This window comes from Vibrio palustris (assembly GCF_024346995.1).
Taxonomy (GTDB): Bacteria; Pseudomonadota; Gammaproteobacteria; order Enterobacterales; family Vibrionaceae; genus Vibrio; species Vibrio palustris.
Window position 1 is genome coordinate 26,452 of sequence record NZ_AP024887.1, and the last position, 17,743, is coordinate 44,194.

Consider the following 17,743-nt stretch of genomic DNA (forward strand, 5'->3'; position numbering starts at 1 on the left):
TTCCCTTATTTTTCCTGTGGGTTGATAAAGTCTAACCAACCCCATTTGTCTTCGGTCGTGCCATCAAATAAGCCAAAGAAGGCAGTTTGCATAGCTTGAGTAATTGGGCCACGTTTGCCCTCACCGACAGTAATACGATCGACGCTGCGTACGGGTACAATTTCAGCTGCGGTACCGGTTAGAAATATTTCATCAGCTAAGTACAAGGTTTCACGTGAAATATTCGATTCACGCACTTCATAACCTTGGTCTTGTGCCAGTGTCATGATGCTATCACGTGTGATACCCGGCAGGATTGAACTAGACAGTGGCGGGGTGTAGATCACGCCATTTTGCACGACAAAGATATTTTCGCCTGAGCCTTCAGAGATATAGCCATCTACATTTAATGAAATCCCTTCTTCATAGCCATGGCGACGAGCTTCACTACCGATAAGCAGTGAGGATAAGTAGTTACCCCCTGCTTTTGCTGCGGTAGGAATGGTGTTTTGAGCCATACGGCTCCAGCTTGAAACCATGGCATCGATGCCATTTTCCATCGCTTCTTCACCAAGGTAAGCACCCCACGGGAATGCGGCAATGATAAGGTCTAATTCAGAACCTTCAGGTGGGCATACACCTAAACCTACATTACCAACAAACGCCAGTGGACGGATGTAAGCATCATCAAGTTTATTCGCACGCAGAGTTTCACGTGTCGCTTCCATGATCTCGTCTTGAGAATATGGAATAGGGAAGCGATAGATTTTTGCGGAGTTAATTAAGCGCTGTGCATGTTCAGGATGACGAAAAATCGCTGGCCCTTTATGCGTGTTGTAGCAGCGTACACCTTCAAATACGGATGTGCCGTAATGCAATGCATGAGAAAGCACGTGAACGGTCGCGTTTTCCCATAATGTCATTTCGCCATTGAACCAGATGTATTCTGCAGTTTGCGTTGTCATGTTTGCCTTCCTTAAGCGCTAATTCTTTGTTGTAAATTATTATTTGGGAGTTCATCGAGGCTGATTTCGGTTACGTCGACGGTCATAACATCCCAAAGTTTTTCGATTTGGTTGGTCAGTGTGGTGATAGGTCTATCGCTATCGACGATAACTTCCACACTCGCGATTTTACTCGCGTGGTTTTGTGTGCCAGCAACTTGGCGAACAATAAAGCCTCGGTGGCGTACAATGCGTAGAACTCGCTCCAGAAGAACGGGTTGGTCATCCGCTTTGATGTCAATTAGATATCTTTGCATAATCCCTTCTCCTAGGTGTTTTCTAGCATGTCGCTGTTTGAGGCGCCTGGTGGAACTAATGGCCACACATTTTCTTCTTCATCAATATCTACATGCAGTAAATAAGCGGTTTTGCTTGCTAACATCTCACGTAGTGCTGGTTCCACTTCTGATTTTTTAGAGATGGTTTTCCCAGGAATATCAAATGCCTTGGCGAGCATGACAAAATCAGGGTTGTCATCCAGAATGGTTTCGCTATGGCGGCCATCAAAGAACAATGATTGCCATTGACGTACCATGCCGAGACGTTGATTGTTCAACAGTACCATTTTTACGGGGATTTGACGGCGTTTTAATGTCCCAAGTTCCTGTACGTTCATCATAAAAGAACCATCACCAGAGATTAGAACGGATTGATCGTCTGGACGAGCCACTGCCGCGCCCATAGCGGCGGGTAATCCAAATCCCATCGTGCCTAAACCAGCAGACGAAATAAAATTCTGCGGGTCGCGTGGCTGGATGTGCTGTGCTGCCCACATTTGGTGCTGACCAACATCAGTTGAGACCATAGTGGACTCGGGCATCATATCTGATAATTGCTTTAAAAGCAGTGGAGCGTAAATAGGTTCACCTGGATGATCATAACGCCATTTGTATTCATCTCTTAATACTTGGCTATGGTGTTGCCAGTTACTGATATCATGTGCCAGCTCCAGTTGCGGCAAGATAACATTAATATCGCCACGCAGTGCCGCATGAGCTTGGCGTAATTTATTAAATTCCGCAGCATCGATATCAATATGAATCACTTTGGCCTCTGGGGCAAAGGTATCTAATTTGCCAGTGACTCGGTCATCAAACCGTGCGCCGACCACGATTAATAAATCGCATTCTTGCACAATTAAGTTGGCCGCTTTGGTTCCGTGCATCCCGAGCATCCCCAAATAATGAGGGTCATGGCGATCAATGGTGCCTAGGCCTTTTAGCGTGCTGACTGATGGCATAGGGTTCTCATTGAGAAACTGACGGACACTGTGTGTGGCTTTAGCTAATTGCACTCCGCCACCGACATATAGCACCGGGCGCTCGCTAGCTGCAATCATCGATTGGGCTTGAGCAAGTTGGGCAATATCGGCAATGGGCATGGCTGGTGGAGTGAAGCTAGGTAAATCATCGGTTTCGGTATGAGCGAGTTGAATATCTTTAGGTATATCAACAAGAACAGGACCAGGTCGGCCACTCATCGCAACGTGAAAAGCTTCGATAAGGGTAGAGGCGAGATCGTTAATATCGGTGACTAAGTAGCTGTGTTTAGTACAAGAGAGCGACATGCCGATCACATCCATTTCTTGGAAAGCATCAGTACCGATGTGAGAGCTGGCAACTTGGCCGGTAATGGCAACGAGAGGTACAGAATCAAGCATGGCATCCGCAAGGCCAGTGACTAAATTAGTTGCCCCTGGGCCAGATGTGGCCATACATACGGCAACATCTTGGCTGGCTCTGGCTTTACCTATGGCCGCAATGGCTGCTCCTTGCTCATGGCGACATAAAATATGATCGACTCCGCCATCGTAGAGTGCATCGTAGATAGGCATGATCGCACCACCAGGATAACCAAAAACAGTGTCAATCCCTTGTGCTTTTAACGCGGCAACAACTAACTCAGCTCCCTTCATTGTGGCCTCCTTGGCAACAGTATGTTCTGTTGTTATTTAATCTGTTGTGTTTGCACTTCATGTGCTTCTCCCGTTCTTCCAGTTCATTCTGATTAAAGAAAAATCAGATCGGTTACAGCTTGGCTATTTTTGTTATAAAAAAACCCCCGAACTTTTCAGTGCGGGGGTTTTTAAAATTCGGTACGTTACCTTGCGCTCACGAGCCCCCGCGCGGTGCCAATAATGACCACGAGTACGACGCGAATAATAATAGAGAGGTTGTGAGCGTTTTTAATCATTTTATGCTTTCTTATGGTTTGTTTTTTAGTCAGCAATTCCTGTACCTCTAGTGTTATCATAAAATTCTGCATGCTGACAAGCAAAACCTCATTCTTTTTTCATATTTTCTTTAATTTAACCTGATGTATAACCATTACGGTTCATTGAATAAGTATGTATTTACAGAGTGTATTCTTTCGCTAAAGGAAAATCGTCATGGGGTTAGCCATCATACATAGCCGGGCCAGTGTGGGCGTTGAGTCGCCGGTTGTTACCGTTGAAGTACATATCAGCAATGGTATGCCGGCGTTTACCTTAGTGGGATTACCTGAGACGACCGTCAAAGAATCTCGTGATAGAGTGCGAAGTGCCATTCTTAATTCCGGGTTTGAGTTTCCAGCCAAGCGTATCACCGTCAATTTAGCCCCCGCAGATTTGCCTAAAGAGGGAGGACGGTTCGATTTACCCATCGCATTAGGTATTCTTGCAGCATCGGAACAAATTCCTGCGAGCTTATTGCAGGAGTATGAATTTGTTGGTGAGCTTGCATTGTCCGGCGAGTTAAGACCCGTTAAAGGTATTTTGCCCGCGGCATTGGCGGTTAAACGCGCCAAGCGCTGCTTGGTTGTGCCGCATCATAATGGCGATCAAGCAGCACTGGTGGCGGAGGCTAAGCATAAATCAGCACAAACCTTACTCGAAGTGTGTGCGCAGCTATGCGGTCAAGATCGCCTCTCTCTACACCAAACCCCTTTTATTGCAGAGCCGCCTCCGCAAGGGCGAGATTTACAAGATATAATCGGACAGCAACAAGGTAAACGTGCCTTAGAAATTGCTGCCGCCGGCAATCACAATATCTTATTTATTGGACCTCCAGGCACAGGCAAGACCATGTTAGCTTCTCGCTTGTGTGATTTATTACCCGAAATGAGCGATGAAGAAGCTATCGAGACCGCTTCGGTTGCTTCGTTGACGCATCAAGAGATTAATCAACATAATTGGAAGCAGCGACCATTTCGCTCTCCGCATCACTCGAGTTCTATGGCGGCATTAGTGGGCGGCGGATCGATACCTCGTCCAGGTGAAATATCCTTGGCTCACAATGGGTTATTATTCCTAGATGAAATGCCCGAGTTTGAGCGTAAGGTGCTTGACTCTTTGCGTGAGCCTTTAGAGTCAGGCGAGATCATTATTTCGCGGGCGCAAGGGAAAACGCGTTTTCCTGCTCGTTTTCAACTCGTAGGCGCGCTCAATCCTAGTCCTAGTGGCTTTTATGAGGGCGAAAAGGTAGGGGCGAACCCTCAAGTCGTTCTGCGCTATTTAGGCCGTTTATCTGGTCCTTTGTTAGATCGTTTTGATATGTCGATAGAAATTCCAGCTTTGCCACAAGGGACTTTGGCTCATGGAGGCGACCGTGGTGAGAGTACCACTACGGTTAAGCAACGAGTTTTGCAGGCGAGGCATGTCATGTTAGCGCGCTCAGGTAAGGTTAATGCGTTATTGCAAAGCAGGGAAATTGATACTTACTGCTCGTTACAGAAAGCGGATGCTGAGTTTTTAGAAGCCGCTTTACATCGGCTTGGTTTATCGATTCGCGCGTATCATCGTATTATCAAGGTGGCGCGGACAATTGCCGACTTACAAGGTGTCGCCAATATTGAGCGGGCTCATTTAGCCGAAGCGCTCGGTTATCGGGCGATGGATAGGTTGTTAAAGCAAATGACGGATCAGGCGATCGACTAGTTGTCTGACCATGGAAAGAGATATTTCATAAATTGGATTAGTGAGTATAATACCCCGCTCTTTTTGTGCGGTTATTGTAACGTTATGCTGACTTATCTTTTGTTATTTATAAATATTTTTCTGGTTACGGTGAATACTGCCGTTAACTCTTTGTTTATGCTTCTGGTGGCGGTGGTTAAATTATGTTTACCAACCCCTAAACTTAAAGTGTTAGCAACACGTGCCGCAGATAAATCGATGTGGTTATGGGCGACGATTAATTTGGGCATTCTCAGCTTATCGAACCGAGTCACTTGGGACATCGAAGGCTTAGATGAGCTTAAAAAAGAGGGGTGGTACTTACTGATTAGCAACCATGTGAGTTGGACCGATATTGTCGTGTTATGTAGCGTGTTTAAAGATCGTATTCCTATGCCGAAGTTTTTTCTAAAACAGCAATTGTTATATGTGCCCTTCATTGGCATGGCAGGTTGGGCATTGGATATGCCATTTATGCGCCGTTATAGCCGCGCTTATCTATTAAAGCATCCCGAGAAACGCGGTCAGGACTTAGCCACAACACGCCGTTCTTGTGCGAAGTTTCAATATCACCCGACCACAGTTGTTAACTATGTGGAAGGTACCCGTTTTACTGCGCAAAAACATCAGAAATCTCGTGCGACGTATGAGCATTTATTAATGCCTAAAACTGGCGGTATTGCCTATACACTCGCGGCAATGGGTGAACAGTTTGATAAAGTCATCGATGTCACGTTAGCGTATCCTGAAAACCGAGCTACACCGTTTAAAGATATGTTGATGGGAAAAATGACACGTATTGTAGTACGTGTCCGTTTATTGCCTGTTGATGAGCAGGTGATGGGAGATTACTTCCATGACAAGCGTTTTAAGCGTCAGTTTCAGCAATGGTTAGGTCAAGTATGGCAAGATAAAGATGAAGCGTTAAAGCAGATTAATAAATGCTAACTTTACTTTAGGCCGAGCAACAAAAAAGGGAGTCTAAGACTCCCTTTTTGATATTTAATCTACAAGCCGTATACGGCTCATTATTTTTTCAGTAAGTAGTTCACGAGATCATAGAATTGCTGTTCTGATTTGATACTGCCAATTTCAACCAAATACTTGTTGTTCACGACAACGGATGGCACACCAGTTAGGCCTTTGTCATCGAAGTCTTTATCAGAGCGACGTGCCATAGAATCAACCGCAAAGCTATTGAAGGCATCATCAAACTTCTTACCGTTGACACCATGGTCAACAAACAGTTGCTTAAGCGCTTCAACATTTTTCGGGGGCTGACGGCGTTGATGAATTTGGGCAAACATTACCGGGATCATTTTCTCTTGCACGCCAAGCACAACCATGGTGTTAAATGCTTTGCTCATGTTAAAGCCCATGTTGCCACCCATGAAAGAAACATGATTTTTATTCAGTTTGACGCCATCAGGCAAGTGGCTATCTAGTTTAGAAATTATCGGTTCAAAAGCATTACAATGCGGACAGTAAAAAGAAAAAAACTCGACCACACTGGGTTGGCTTGAGTGAGTTTGGTCTAAAACCTTATAGTTTTCCCCTTGTTTAAATTGCGCTGCGTGAGCCGATAAGCTCAGTAGTAGGGTTGCAGCTAGTGCAATCAGTTTTTTCATTGTTCACTCCGTGTAGTTAATCAGGCGGTGTTACCATTGTGGCATTTGCGGTATTAATGATAATGATGGTTCTGATAATGCCGCAATTTGCTCTTTAAAGGCAAGGATTTGGTTCTCCCAATATTTGGCATCATTAAACCAAGGGAAGGCGAGAGGGAAAGCGGGATCACCCCAGCGCTTTGCAAGCCAAGCCATATAATTGACCATCCGTAGACCACGTAAAGGTTCAATTAGTTTCAATTGGTTCATATCAAAATCACAAAACTCTTGATATCCCTCTAAAATAATATCCAACTGAATGATTTTTTCTTGGCGATCACCACTAAGCAACATCCATAAATCTTGTACAGCAGGGCCATTTCGCGCATCATCTAAATCCACAAACATGGGGCCATCGCGCCATAAAATATTGCCTGGGTGGCAATCGCCATGTAAGCGAATCGGCGTAAACGCATCGGACCAATGTGCATCAAGTTCTTTGATTAGTGTATCCAAGTCGCTAAAAAAAGTGTTCTGTAGGTAACTCGGGATAAAGTTGGCGTTCTCAAGCTGCTTCCTAGGTTGATGAACATATTCTTCGAGCCCCAAACTAGGGCGATGTTGAAAGGTTTGGCTGCCCGCCACTTGGTGTATGCGCCCCAAAAAGCGGCCGACGCCTTCTAATTGCGATTCATTATCCACTTCAAATTGTCGCCCGCCGACGCTCGGAAACACGGTGAAGCGGAATCCTGCATAGTGATGGAGGGTCTCACCATTGATGATACAAGGGGCGGCTAAAGGGATCTCATGCTCAACGAGTTGTTGCGAAAATTGATGTTCTTCGAGAATTTGTTGATTAGACCAACGTTGGGGACGATAAAATTTCACTACATAGCGTTGACGTGCTTCGTCGGTAAATTGATAAACGCGATTTTCGTAGCTATTGAGAGGTAATAAGCCAGACTCTGGGCGAATGCCAATGCTGGCTAAGGCATTCCACATACAATCGGGAGTAAGGGAATCAAAGTGAAACGTTGCTGATTGAGTCATAGGTGTATACCAAATACGATGAGTACTCGGTTCATTGTACCTAGGTGAATGCGATATTGCTTGCAGAGTTTTCATGCTATTTGCTTAGCAACGTTATCACCTTTTAGCTTGGTGTAGCGATCACTCTATAATGCCGCGAGCACGTAAAATAGCGGTTTTAAAATCGTCTTCGTAGTCTTTTTGTAACCCGGGTATCGCCGCATTTTTATCTTGGTGGCGCATTTTTAAATGGTAAATCAAAACATCGTCACTCAGTTCTGCAAATGGTTTCTCCCAGCCCGCTTCTTTGGCTAGCGTCATAAGAAATTCGACTAAACTTTGCTCTGATGCTCGGTTCCATTCAGGTTCCAGTAGCTCTAGTAATTCTTCAACACGGTGACATGCCATGATAAATCCCACACTCTTTGTAATGTTTAATCTATAACCTAACAAAATGTAAGGGAGATCACCAACACTGAAAAAAGAAAAAGCGCAGAATAACTGCGCTTTTTTATCTTTATGCTGCTTTTACAGCATCAGTTGTTTTGGCGTTGCTAGTGGTACTGGTATAAAGCGTTCTTTCTACCGGTGTTGCTGTTCTCGGTGTCGATTTCTTCGCCGCTCCTGGGTAAGCAAAGCCGTTTCTACGGCGTGAAGCACTGCGGTTTGGCTGAGAAAATCTGACGGTTGCTGGTCGCATTGTGTTGCCTGAGTTTTAGACGGTCCTTTGCCGAAGAATGACCTAAACAATCATGAGTTCATTGATCTTAAGTGTGATCAGTTCGCTCTAACTGGCGTATGCCGTTCCAAATTAATTGCCTAGGATGTGATATGCATCATATCTAAAATAAAGAGTATCACTTTGCTTTAAATAGGTCGATATCTAACCAATTAAATTTATACTAAGGGAGTATAACATTGCGAGATTAAATTGAATTTGGCAGTTAATTATCGGTAATATGGATAAAATCCATAGTGTAGGAGGTCCTGATGTCCTTATTTAAAAAGACATTATCTAACCTTGGTATTGGTGATGCAAAAGTAGATGCTGAAGTCACGGGGAACGTGCTCCTCCCAGGACAAAACAACACGATGATAATCCACCTCTATGGCGGGGCACACGTGCAGCGTATTGAGCGAGTTGAGGTGAATTTACAATGTCGTTATTGGTCTGAAACGGCAATACCGCCGGTTGATGATGAAGCGCTTGAGCCCATTGCGCCTAAACGTTACGAAAGTTGGTCCCCGCTATTTGAGTGGCAACATAATACGCCTTTTGAAATCGGTTCGGGTCAGCGTCATGATTTGTCCATTGATGTCATGGTGCCTTGGAATACACCGGTAACGATTGATGATGCTAAATTATGGCTTGAGATCACTATTGTGGATACTAATGGCAAGAAGACGATTGAATACCAATCCTTGACGGTACGCCCTGAGTCTTTAATGGATACGGTATTAACGAGTTTAGAGTCGAACGGATTTCGTTTACGGCAAGTAAAGTGTGAAGCGCTCGATGGCTTTATTTCGCCATACGCGCAAACCTTTGAGTGGGTTCCTGTTGATGGTCCTTTTCATGGTTGCCTAAGAGAACTGACAGTATTGATGTATCGTGAGCAAGATCATCTAAAGCTCTGGTTTGATGTTGATCGCCGCCAACGTGGTGAGTTGGATATGTTAGCAAGTGCAGTGGTGAAAGGGCGCTATTTACATTATTTGTGTTTTCACGAAGGGCTTGCTGACTCGGATATTGTGACGCAATTGAATGCTGTATTAGAACAGTGTGAAAGTGAGATTGCTTATTAGTTGAACTATTTTCAGCTTACAAGTGTATGCTCAATGTGACATACTGCCGGACAGAATAGGAAGATAAACCGGAGATACGTATGTCACAAAGTTATAGTCAAAAAGAAGAAGTGGCGAACGCAGTGAGTCATGGGCTGGGATGCTTACTTGGATTGGTTGGCTTAGTGTTATTGTTATTGAAAGCACAAGACCTCGGTGCCGATCGTTTAACTTTCATTAGTTTTGCGGTGTACGGAAGCAGTATCATCGCCTTATTTCTCGCCTCAACGCTCTATCATTCGATCGGCGCTCCCAAACTTAAGCGTTGGCTAAAAACGTTTGATCACTGTGCGATTTATTTGCTGATTGCGGGAAGTTATACGCCATTTCTACTTGTCGGTTTACGTACCCCGTTAGCTTTCTGGCTTATGGGAATCATTTGGGCAATTGCGCTGCTTGGCATCATTATGAAAGTGGCGTTTGTGTATCGCTTTAAACGGTTTTCACTGTACTCGTACTTGATTATGGGGTGGCTATCCTTGATCGTGGTATATCAATTAGCGATGCATGTTGATATGCGAGGATTGGTTTTGCTGGCGTTAGGGGGCGTGGTCTATTCTCTTGGTGTGATTTTCTATGTAGCAAAACGCATCCCGTACAATCATGCGATTTGGCATGGGTTTGTGCTAGGTGGGTGCGTTTGCCATTTTCTTGGTATTTATCTCTATATTCAGCCGTTATAAATAACTAGCGCAGTTCAATGTCGCTAATCTCTGCTTGTATGCTGTGGTATTGATCTGCTGCGACATCAATGTTGAGTGGCTTGCCTGCATGTGACGAGGCTGGGCGTAAATAAGTTGAGCCCATACGTTTAATGGATTGCCATATTACTTGGGTTCCAGACTGTACCGATTTAGCTTGTTTATCAAGAATTCGCCATTTTAGCGTCACCTTAATCACTGATTGCTGGCTTTGATTTGTCAGTGCGGTTGGAATGGTTAAAGTGCCATCTTGATAAGTAGGTGATCCTAAGACGACATCAATATCTGAGCGTGTCAGCTCCAATAAAGGCATGTTACTACTGGTATCAATGGTGGTGTGTACCATTTTATGCTTGATTACCGGTGATGCCGATAGCCTTGTTGGGGCGTCTGTATTCTGGCTATTATCACTTGTTACGTATTGCCATGTGAAGTCACGCTTAAGTTGTACCTGACGACCATCTGGCAGCGTGACAATTTGTGCAGCAGATGCAAGGCCGCTCCATACAATGAGACAACACACAATCAGTGGTTTCATAAACATCATCCTTCTTATCGGCGCCAAAATGCAGGAAAAAAGAGTACTAAAATAGTCAAAATTTCTAATCTGCCCATTAACATACCAAAGCTGAGTACCCATTTAGCCGTATCTGGTAAAGGCGCAAAGTTACCTGTAGGTCCAATAATATCTCCCATACCTGGGCCCACGTTGGCAACCGCAGTTATCGACCCGGAAATACTGGTGATAGGATCAAGCCCCATTGATGAAAGCGTCGCCGCAATAACAATAATGGTAATAATAAAGGTAATTCCGAAAGCGACCACAGAACGTACGATGTCTTCATTGACGGGACGTTGGTTGTAGCGTTGTACAAACACCCCAGATGGGTGAATAAGATTCATCATTTGTTTTTTTAGCAGCGCCATGGCGATTTGAAAACGGAAGATTTTAATGCCGCCGGCGGTAGAGCCAGAGCAAGCGCCGCTCATCATTAAAAAGATAAATAAGGTACTAGGTAGTGCTCCCCAAGCAGTAAAATCATCTAAACCGAACCCAGTGGTGGTCACTACTGAAACGATGTTGAACATAGAAACACGTAGTGCATCAATGAAAGCATAGTGATTATTAAGGTGTAGCCACACCGCAATGGTGAGGCTGGCGATAATGAACAACCAAAAGAAACCACGTACTTGGGCATCACGAACAATATCCATCGGACGACGTTTATTGACCGAGGAGACCAGTAAGAGAAAAGGGAGCCCGCCTAAAAACATGAATACAATCGCGACCCAGTGCGTGCCTTTAGAAAAATGGTTCATTGAGCCATCAGACGTTGAATATCCCCCAGTCGATAAAGTGGTAAATGCATGGTTGATAGCTTCAAAAGCTGTCATGCCTGTCACCATATAACCAAGAATACACAGTACGGTTAACACTAAATAAACGGAAACAATATTCTTAGCTACCGTTTTAGCTCGTGGACTGCTTTTATCTGACCAGTCTGAAGATTCGGTTTGGAATAGTTTCATACCACCGACATTGAGCATCGGCAATACGGCTACCGCCATCACGATAAATCCGACGCCACCTAGCCATTGCAATAAAGAACGCCACAGTAAAATACTTGGCGCCATGGTATCTAATCCACTTAATACGGTAGAGCCCGTTGTGGTGATCCCTGACATGGTTTCAAAATAGGCGTCGGTAAAACTGATGTGGTTGATAAACACAAAAGGTAACGCGGCGAATACACTGGCTATGCTCCATACTAAACTGGTGATTAAGAACATATCGCGCACATTAAGGCGAAAGTTTTTGGTTCTGCCGAGCGTTAAGAAAGCAAAAGCCGCTATATGAGTAATCACAATGGCTTGGGCGAAAGAAAGAAATCCCCCCGTACCAGTAAAAAATGCCACCAAAGCGGGCACATACATAAACATCGCGAGTTTAGATAAGACTAACCCGAGAACAAATAATATGGGGCGCAAATTTAGCATGACGCCAATAACCTATAGGAAAAATGGGCTGGGTTGGAAAAGTGCTTCGACATCAGGCACATATTTTTTATTGACGAGGAACATGACGACGTGATCGCCTTGCTCAATCACCACGTTGTCGTGAGCAATGAGTACCTCTTCGCCACGAACGATTGCACCGATGGTTGTACCAGGAGGCAGCTTAATGGTTCCAATCGCGCGGCCGACCACTTTGGAGGTGGATTCATCACCATGAGCAACGGCTTCAATGGCCTCGGCTGCCCCACGACGTAGCGACGAAACGTTGACAATATCTGCACGGCGCACATGGGTTAGCAACGCTGAAATGGTGGCTTGCTGTGGTGAAATGGCCACATCAATAACGCCACCTTGTACTAAATCGACATAAGCACCACGCTGGATCAATACCATGACCTTTTTGGCACCCATACGTTTGGCGAGCATGGCAGACATAATATTGGTTTCATCTTCATTGGTCAGAGCAATGAACACATCGACCTGCTCAATGTTTTCTTCAGTCAGGAGTTCTTGATCGGCAGCATCGCCACAGAACACGATGGTATTTTCGAGCTCTTCGGAGAGCTGCTCGGCGCGTTGATAGCTACGTTCAATAAGCTTAACGCTATATGTTTGCTCAAGTTTTCTCGCAAGACTGGCCCCGATATTGCCGCCACCAACAATCATGATCCGGCGATAAGGTTTTTCGAGACGTTGTAGCTCACTCATAATTGAGCGGATGTGGTTACTTGCCGCGACAAAGAACACTTCATCATCGGCTTCAATCACAGTGGTACCTTGTGGGCGGATTGGTCGGCCTTGGCGGAAAATCGCGGCGACACGAGTATCGATATGTGGCATATGATCGCGCAGCGCCGATAACGCATTGCCGACTAAAGGGCCGCCATAGTAGGCTTTGACTGCGACTAAACTGACTTTTTCTTCGGCAAAACTTACCACTTGTAGGGCGCCCGGATATTGAATTAATCGACCAATATAGCGGGTGACCAGTTCTTCAGGTGCAATTAAGTGATCGACAGGGACTGCGCCAGATTGAAATAAGGCTTCTTTTTCGGAAAGATATTGCGGTGAACGGATACGTGCTACGCGGTTAGGCGTATTAAAAAGAGAAAATGCCACCTGACAAGCCGCCATATTAATTTCATCAGTATTAGTAACGGCGACGAGCATATCGGCATCTTGAGCGCCCGCTTCACGTAATACATCCGGATGACTTGCATGACCGGTAACCACTCGTAAATCGTATTTATCTTGCAGTTCACGCAGTCGCTCGCTGCTTTTATCAACGATAGTAATGTCGTTATTTTCGCCGACTAAATTTTCTGCCAGAGTGCCACCGACTTGGCCTGCCCCAAGAATGATGATTTTCATACTCGTTCTCTTTTATTCATAACAAAGGCAGCGTAACGCTGCCTTTGTTGTCAAAAATTACGCTTGCTTGATGAGCACGGCGTAGTAGAAACCGTCCATATCCTCTTCGCCTGGTAGAATTTGGCGACCAGGATTATCTGTTTCTGAGCCTACTAAGGTGGCATTGTTGGTACGCTGTAGAAATGCTTTCACTTGATCGCGGTTTTCTTGCGTAGTGATAGAGCAGGTCGCGTAAACCAAAGTACCGCCAGGTTTTAACTGTTGCCACATCGCATCGAGGATGTCACTTTGCAGATGAGCAAGTGCTTCGATGTCATTGGCACGACGTAACCATTTGATATCAGGGTGACGACGAATTACACCGGTTGCCGAGCAAGGTGCATCGAGTAGAATACGGTCAAATTGCTCACCTTGCCACCATTTTTGTGGGGTTCTTGCATCACCACAAATAACCGTCGCGTCGAGTTGCAGTCGTTCTAAGTTTTCATCGACACGCTTAAGACGGTATTCATCACTATCAATCGCGACGACTTGTTTAGGATGAGTGCGCTCAAGGATATGAGCAGTTTTACCGCCAGGGGCTGCACAACAATCCAAGATCAACTCACCATCTTGTGGGTCGAGATAATGCAATGCCAATTGCGCCGCTGCATCTTGTACGGATACCCAGCCTTCAGCAAAGCCCGGTAGTGACGTGACATCACATGGACGCTCAAGCTTAAGCGCATCTTCTGCTTGTGAGTGAGGTGTGCTTTCAATATCTTGCTCTAATAACAACGCTTGATATTGATCACGTGTGTGATGCGCACGGTTAACCCGCAACCACATTGGCGCTTTGATATTATTTGCATCCACAATGCTTTGCCAATTTTGCGGATAACTTGTTTTTAGCAATGACAATAACCAGCTTGGGTGACCATAACGGCCTGCATCATGGCTAATAGCTTGTGCATCAAGCGTTTCTTGCTGGCGTTGATAGTTGCGCAGTACCGCATTAATCAAGCCACGCAAGCGTGGACCCCGTAAGGTGCCTGTGGCTTCTACCGTTTCAGCCACTGCTGCGTGGGCAGGAATACGCATAAAACTGAGTTGATAGATACCCACTAAAATCAAATGATGAAAGACGCGCTGCTTACCTTTCAAGGGTTTATCCATCAATGCATTCGCTGTGGATTCCAAGCGAGGCAAAAAGCGTAGCGCACCAAAGCAAATTTCTTGCAGTAGTGCATGGTCACGAGGTTTTATATTCTGCTGTGCAGCTGGCAACGCAACTGAAAGAGAATAACCTTGGTCAACGACCTCGAAAAGAACTTGAGCTGCCGCAGCACGAACATTCATTAGCAAACCTATTTATCAACAATACCGACCCAATGGGGGCGAGAGATTAATTCAATTGTGTGCCGACTTCAAACCAAGCCGCGCGGGAATTCAGAAGATCTTGTACCGCCATAGCGCGTTTACCAGGAATTTGCAGTGTTTCTAGAACCAAAGTCTGGTGACCAGTCGCAATGTAAATGCCAGTTTTATCCGCTTGTAGGATGGTGCCTGCTGGTTGATCACTTGTGGTCGTCTCAACGCGTGCTTGCCATACTTTGACCGCATTATCTTCAATCGAGAAATGGCTCATTGGCCATGGGTTGAACGCACGAATACAACGCTCAATGGCTTGTGCTTCTAAATGCCAATCAATGCGAGCTTCTTCTTTGCTGAGTTTCTTCGCGTAATTGGCGAGTTCATCATCTTGCTTAATCGGCTGTGCGCTACCAACTGCGATGCTATGTAGACACTCAACCAAGGCTTGCGGTCCAAGCTCTGCCAGTTTTTCATACATGGTGGCGCTGGTGTCTGTGCTCTCAATCGGCAGTGTGGCCACACTTAGCATGTCGCCAGTATCTAATCCCACATCCATCTGCATAATGGTGACGCCGGTTTCTTGGTCACCCGCCCAAATAGAGCGCTGAATCGGAGCTGCGCCACGCCAACGAGGTAAAAGAGAACCGTGCACGTTAATACAGCCAAGTTTGGGGATATCGAGTACCGCTTTAGGAAGCAGTAGCCCATAAGCAACGACAACCATGATATCAGCATCTAACGCCGCTAACTCTTGTTTGGCTTCATCCGATTTGAAATTTTCTGGTTGGTATACCGGGATGTGATGCTCTAGAGCAATCTCTTTGACTGGGCTAGCTTTTAATTTTTTCCCTCGGCCTGCAGGACGATCAGGCTGAGTATAAACCGCAATAACTTCGTGCTCCGAAGACAATAACGCCGCCAAGTGACGGGCGGCGAAATCCGGAGTACCTGCAAACACAATACGTAATGATTGGCTCAAGGTAGCAACCTCTCTATTAATTTTGATTCTTTTCGTTAGCGCGTTTAATTTTTTCTAATTTCTCTTTGATACGTTTACGTTTCAAAGGAGATAAGTAATCAACAAACAGCTTACCTTCTAAGTGGTCAAGCTCATGTTGAATACAAATAGCAAGCAAATCATCCGCTTCTAATTGATATTCTTCACCATCACGATTCAGTGCTTTCAGCGTGACTCCAGCAGCACGTTGCACTAGTGCACGAGCGCCGGGTACTGATAGACAGCCTTCTTCAATGCCATCTTCGCCATGTTTTTCGATGATTTCTGGGTTAATGAGAACCAAAGGTTGATCACGAGTATCAGATACGTCGATCACAACAATGCGTTGATGAATATCAACCTGAGTCGCGGCAAGGCCAATACCTTCTTCGTCGTACATGGTATCAATCATGTCATCGACAATCTTTTGGATCTCAGGAGTCACTGTTTCAACCGGCTTCGCAACGGTGCGTAGGCGGTCATCAGGGAATGTTAATACGTTTAATACAGACATATTTTCTCAAATGTTGAACTGTGCCGAAGCAGTAAAAAGCTTATTGGCTCAATTCTAGACATTTTAGATCCTAAATGACAGCATCTAAGCGTTAATTCTGCGTATTTTACATTGAATAATCTGGCTTTTTGTTTACTGATCTTACCCTATGACATGTAGGGTTTTTAGCGTTTTTTAATTAAGTTTTAAGGTGTTAGCACTATATTGGTTGCTTTTATTACAGCAACTTTATCTTAAAAGCACTGATATCCTCTTTAAAGGAGCGTTGGTATGTTGCAAGAAGAAGTACTAACGGCTTGGTTAACACTAAGCTTTGTCCCACGTTTGGGCCCTAAACGTTTAGCCCGTTTATTGAGTATTGATTCCCCTGATAACTTGCTACGCTATTCTGCGGCGCAGTGGTTGGCAATAGGCTTAAAACCGGATCAAGTTCGCTTCATTACACAGCATGCTCCTCGACAAGTTGAAGCATGCTTGGCATGGCAGTCTGCAGCTTCTAACCGACATATCATTACCCCTTTGCATAGTGATTACCCTGCATTACTTAAACCGATTTCGGCAGCGCCAAGCGTGTTGTTCGTTGAAGGACACAGGCAGAGTCTCGCTCACCCGCAGTTAGCGATGGTCGGCAGTCGTAATGCGTCTATCGATGGGCAAAAGGCCGCGTATCAATTTGCTAAAGAATTATCGGAACATCGTATTACCGTGACCAGTGGTTTAGCGTTAGGAATTGATGGCCATGCTCATGATGGGGCGTTAGCTGGTGGCGGTAATACAATTGCGGTATTAGGGAGTGGCTTAGCGCAAATATATCCTGCACGTCATCGCCGTTTGGCGGCACGTATTGTCGAATCTGGAGCATTAGTGTCTGAGTTTGCGCCACATACCCCACCTAAGGCGGCGCATTTTCCACGCCGTAATCGTATTATCAGTGGTTTATCATTGGGTGTGTTAGTGGTTGAAGCGGCCATAAAAAGCGGTTCGTTGATTACCGCTCGTTATGCCACAGAGCAAGACCGAGATGTCTTTGTTTTACCTGGCTCGATTTATCAAGCTAATCATGGTGGTAGTAATGATCTTATTCGCCAAGGTGCGAGCTTAGTGCAAACCGTTCCGCAAATCCTCGAAGAACTGAATACTTTTGTGAACTGGTCGCTGAATGAGCAAGAAACACGACAGCCGGGACTTTTTTCCTCACCGGAGAGCGAAGAACAATTGCCATTTCCCGAGCTCTTAGCTAACGTAGGGGAAGAAGCCACCCCGGTTGATATTCTTGCAAGCAGGACCAATATACCTGTGCATGAAGTCATGACGCAGCTTTTAGAGCTAGAACTCTCTGGGCATGTTGTTGCGGTATCTGGTGGTTATATTCGTAAGGGGAGGGGCTAGCGAT

18 protein-coding genes are annotated in these 17,743 nt (G+C 45.3%); 5 read left to right on the plus strand and 13 right to left on the minus strand.

Annotated features, from left to right (window positions below):
- Nucleotides 1–5: 5 nt before the first annotated feature.
- Genes OCU30_RS00125 through ilvG form a run of 3 tightly spaced genes read right to left on the minus strand, consistent with a single transcriptional unit; the run spans nt 6 to nt 2,898 of the window.
- Entirely contained in the window at nt 6–944 is a 939-nt protein-coding gene (locus tag OCU30_RS00125) for a branched-chain amino acid transaminase (protein ID WP_077315226.1), read from the minus strand.
- Between the two features lie 11 nt (nt 945–955).
- Nucleotides 956–1,240 carry an acetolactate synthase 2 small subunit gene (gene ilvM, locus OCU30_RS00130; RefSeq protein ID WP_077315225.1) on the minus strand — a complete coding sequence of 95 codons (285 nt, stop codon included), beginning with the start codon at nt 1,238–1,240 and terminating at the stop codon, nt 956–958.
- A gap of 11 nt (nt 1,241–1,251) precedes the next feature.
- Entirely contained in the window at nt 1,252–2,898 is a 1,647-nt protein-coding gene (gene ilvG, locus OCU30_RS00135; protein WP_077315224.1) for an acetolactate synthase 2 catalytic subunit, read from the minus strand.
- A 474-nt stretch (nt 2,899–3,372) separates the two neighbouring features.
- Between ilvG and OCU30_RS00140 the strand changes: the two genes are divergently transcribed.
- Entirely contained in the window at nt 3,373–4,899 is a 1,527-nt protein-coding gene (locus OCU30_RS00140) for a YifB family Mg chelatase-like AAA ATPase (RefSeq protein ID WP_077315223.1), read from the plus strand.
- An 84-nt stretch (nt 4,900–4,983) separates the two neighbouring features.
- On the plus strand, nt 4,984–5,865 hold the full coding sequence (locus tag OCU30_RS00145; protein WP_077315222.1) for an acyltransferase: 882 nt from the start codon (nt 4,984–4,986) through the stop codon (nt 5,863–5,865).
- A gap of 80 nt (nt 5,866–5,945) precedes the next feature.
- Here OCU30_RS00145 and OCU30_RS00150 read toward each other — a convergent pair whose 3' ends face one another.
- The 4 genes from OCU30_RS00150 to OCU30_RS00165 all read right to left on the minus strand — a co-directional run bounded on the left by OCU30_RS00150 (nt 5,946) and on the right by OCU30_RS00165 (nt 8,253).
- Nucleotides 5,946–6,545, minus strand: a complete 600-nt coding sequence (locus OCU30_RS00150; protein ID WP_077315221.1) for a thiol:disulfide interchange protein DsbA/DsbL — start codon at nt 6,543–6,545, stop codon at nt 5,946–5,948.
- 30 nt (nt 6,546–6,575) lie between these two features.
- Nucleotides 6,576–7,574, minus strand: a complete 999-nt coding sequence (locus OCU30_RS00155; RefSeq protein ID WP_077315220.1) for a serine/threonine protein kinase — start codon at nt 7,572–7,574, stop codon at nt 6,576–6,578.
- 120 nt (nt 7,575–7,694) lie between these two features.
- Nucleotides 7,695–7,961 carry a YihD family protein gene (locus tag OCU30_RS00160; RefSeq protein ID WP_077315219.1) on the minus strand — a complete coding sequence of 89 codons (267 nt, stop codon included), beginning with the start codon at nt 7,959–7,961 and terminating at the stop codon, nt 7,695–7,697.
- 109 nt (nt 7,962–8,070) lie between these two features.
- A complete protein-coding gene (locus OCU30_RS00165; RefSeq protein WP_139343496.1) occupies nt 8,071–8,253 on the minus strand; it encodes a hypothetical protein in 183 nt (60 codons plus the stop codon).
- A gap of 290 nt (nt 8,254–8,543) precedes the next feature.
- Here OCU30_RS00165 and OCU30_RS00170 point away from each other — a divergent pair, with 290 nt between their 5' ends.
- Complete coding sequence (locus OCU30_RS00170) at nt 8,544–9,359, plus strand: sporulation protein (protein WP_077315218.1); 816 nt, start codon at nt 8,544–8,546, stop codon at nt 9,357–9,359.
- An 80-nt stretch (nt 9,360–9,439) separates the two neighbouring features.
- Nucleotides 9,440–10,081: a PAQR family membrane homeostasis protein TrhA gene (trhA, locus tag OCU30_RS00175; RefSeq protein WP_077315217.1), complete on the plus strand. Its 642-nt coding sequence runs from the start codon at nt 9,440–9,442 to the stop codon at nt 10,079–10,081.
- A 4-nt stretch (nt 10,082–10,085) separates the two neighbouring features.
- On the opposite strand, the gene OCU30_RS00180 is transcribed toward trhA, so the two are convergent.
- Genes OCU30_RS00180 through def form a run of 6 tightly spaced genes read right to left on the minus strand, consistent with a single transcriptional unit; the run spans nt 10,086 to nt 16,350 of the window.
- The gene (locus OCU30_RS00180; RefSeq protein WP_095532940.1) at nt 10,086–10,637 is read right to left on the minus strand and encodes a DUF3157 family protein; all 552 of its coding nucleotides are present in this window, start codon (nt 10,635–10,637) and stop codon (nt 10,086–10,088) included.
- A gap of 14 nt (nt 10,638–10,651) precedes the next feature.
- Nucleotides 10,652–12,097 (minus strand): TrkH family potassium uptake protein, encoded by a 1,446-nt coding sequence (locus OCU30_RS00185; protein WP_077315216.1) that lies wholly within the window; start codon nt 12,095–12,097, stop codon nt 10,652–10,654.
- Nucleotides 12,098–12,109: 12 nt separating this feature from the next.
- Nucleotides 12,110–13,486 (minus strand): Trk system potassium transporter TrkA, encoded by a 1,377-nt coding sequence (trkA, locus tag OCU30_RS00190; protein ID WP_077315215.1) that lies wholly within the window; start codon nt 13,484–13,486, stop codon nt 12,110–12,112.
- Nucleotides 13,487–13,543: 57 nt separating this feature from the next.
- Nucleotides 13,544–14,824 (minus strand): 16S rRNA (cytosine(967)-C(5))-methyltransferase RsmB, encoded by a 1,281-nt coding sequence (gene rsmB / locus OCU30_RS00195; protein WP_077315214.1) that lies wholly within the window; start codon nt 14,822–14,824, stop codon nt 13,544–13,546.
- A gap of 46 nt (nt 14,825–14,870) precedes the next feature.
- Nucleotides 14,871–15,818: a methionyl-tRNA formyltransferase gene (gene fmt / locus OCU30_RS00200; RefSeq protein WP_077315213.1), complete on the minus strand. Its 948-nt coding sequence runs from the start codon at nt 15,816–15,818 to the stop codon at nt 14,871–14,873.
- 16 nt (nt 15,819–15,834) lie between these two features.
- The gene (gene def / locus OCU30_RS00205; protein ID WP_077315212.1) at nt 15,835–16,350 is read right to left on the minus strand and encodes a peptide deformylase; all 516 of its coding nucleotides are present in this window, start codon (nt 16,348–16,350) and stop codon (nt 15,835–15,837) included.
- A gap of 273 nt (nt 16,351–16,623) precedes the next feature.
- Between def and dprA the strand changes: the two genes are divergently transcribed.
- Complete coding sequence (gene dprA, locus OCU30_RS00210; RefSeq protein WP_077315267.1) at nt 16,624–17,739, plus strand: DNA-processing protein DprA; 1,116 nt, start codon at nt 16,624–16,626, stop codon at nt 17,737–17,739.
- Nucleotides 17,740–17,743 lie beyond the last annotated feature (4 nt).

Excerpts from the sequence above, each read along its gene's own strand:
- ilvG (WP_077315224.1), bottom strand. The coding sequence starts at position 2,898 with ATGAAGGGAGCTGAGTTAGTTGTTGCCGCGTTAAAAGCACAAGGGATT.
- OCU30_RS00160 (WP_077315219.1), bottom strand. The coding sequence starts at position 7,961 with ATGGCATGTCACCGTGTTGAAGAATTACTAGAGCTACTGGAACCTGAA.
- OCU30_RS00145 (WP_077315222.1), top strand. The coding sequence starts at position 4,984 with ATGCTGACTTATCTTTTGTTATTTATAAATATTTTTCTGGTTACGGTG.
- rsmB (WP_077315214.1), bottom strand. The coding sequence starts at position 14,824 with ATGAATGTTCGTGCTGCGGCAGCTCAAGTTCTTTTCGAGGTCGTTGAC.
- def (WP_077315212.1), bottom strand. The coding sequence starts at position 16,350 with ATGTCTGTATTAAACGTATTAACATTCCCTGATGACCGCCTACGCACC.
- trhA (WP_077315217.1), top strand. The coding sequence starts at position 9,440 with ATGTCACAAAGTTATAGTCAAAAAGAAGAAGTGGCGAACGCAGTGAGT.
- OCU30_RS00125 (WP_077315226.1), bottom strand. The coding sequence starts at position 944 with ATGACAACGCAAACTGCAGAATACATCTGGTTCAATGGCGAAATGACA.
- OCU30_RS00180 (WP_095532940.1), bottom strand. The coding sequence starts at position 10,637 with ATGAAACCACTGATTGTGTGTTGTCTCATTGTATGGAGCGGCCTTGCA.
- OCU30_RS00185 (WP_077315216.1), bottom strand. The coding sequence starts at position 12,097 with ATGCTAAATTTGCGCCCCATATTATTTGTTCTCGGGTTAGTCTTATCT.
- OCU30_RS00140 (WP_077315223.1), top strand. The coding sequence starts at position 3,373 with ATGGGGTTAGCCATCATACATAGCCGGGCCAGTGTGGGCGTTGAGTCG.
- trkA (WP_077315215.1), bottom strand. The coding sequence starts at position 13,486 with ATGAAAATCATCATTCTTGGGGCAGGCCAAGTCGGTGGCACTCTGGCA.
- OCU30_RS00170 (WP_077315218.1), top strand. The coding sequence starts at position 8,544 with ATGTCCTTATTTAAAAAGACATTATCTAACCTTGGTATTGGTGATGCA.
- OCU30_RS00165 (WP_139343496.1), bottom strand. The coding sequence starts at position 8,253 with ATGCGACCAGCAACCGTCAGATTTTCTCAGCCAAACCGCAGTGCTTCA.
- ilvM (WP_077315225.1), bottom strand. The coding sequence starts at position 1,240 with ATGCAAAGATATCTAATTGACATCAAAGCGGATGACCAACCCGTTCTT.
- OCU30_RS00150 (WP_077315221.1), bottom strand. The coding sequence starts at position 6,545 with ATGAAAAAACTGATTGCACTAGCTGCAACCCTACTACTGAGCTTATCG.
- OCU30_RS00155 (WP_077315220.1), bottom strand. The coding sequence starts at position 7,574 with ATGACTCAATCAGCAACGTTTCACTTTGATTCCCTTACTCCCGATTGT.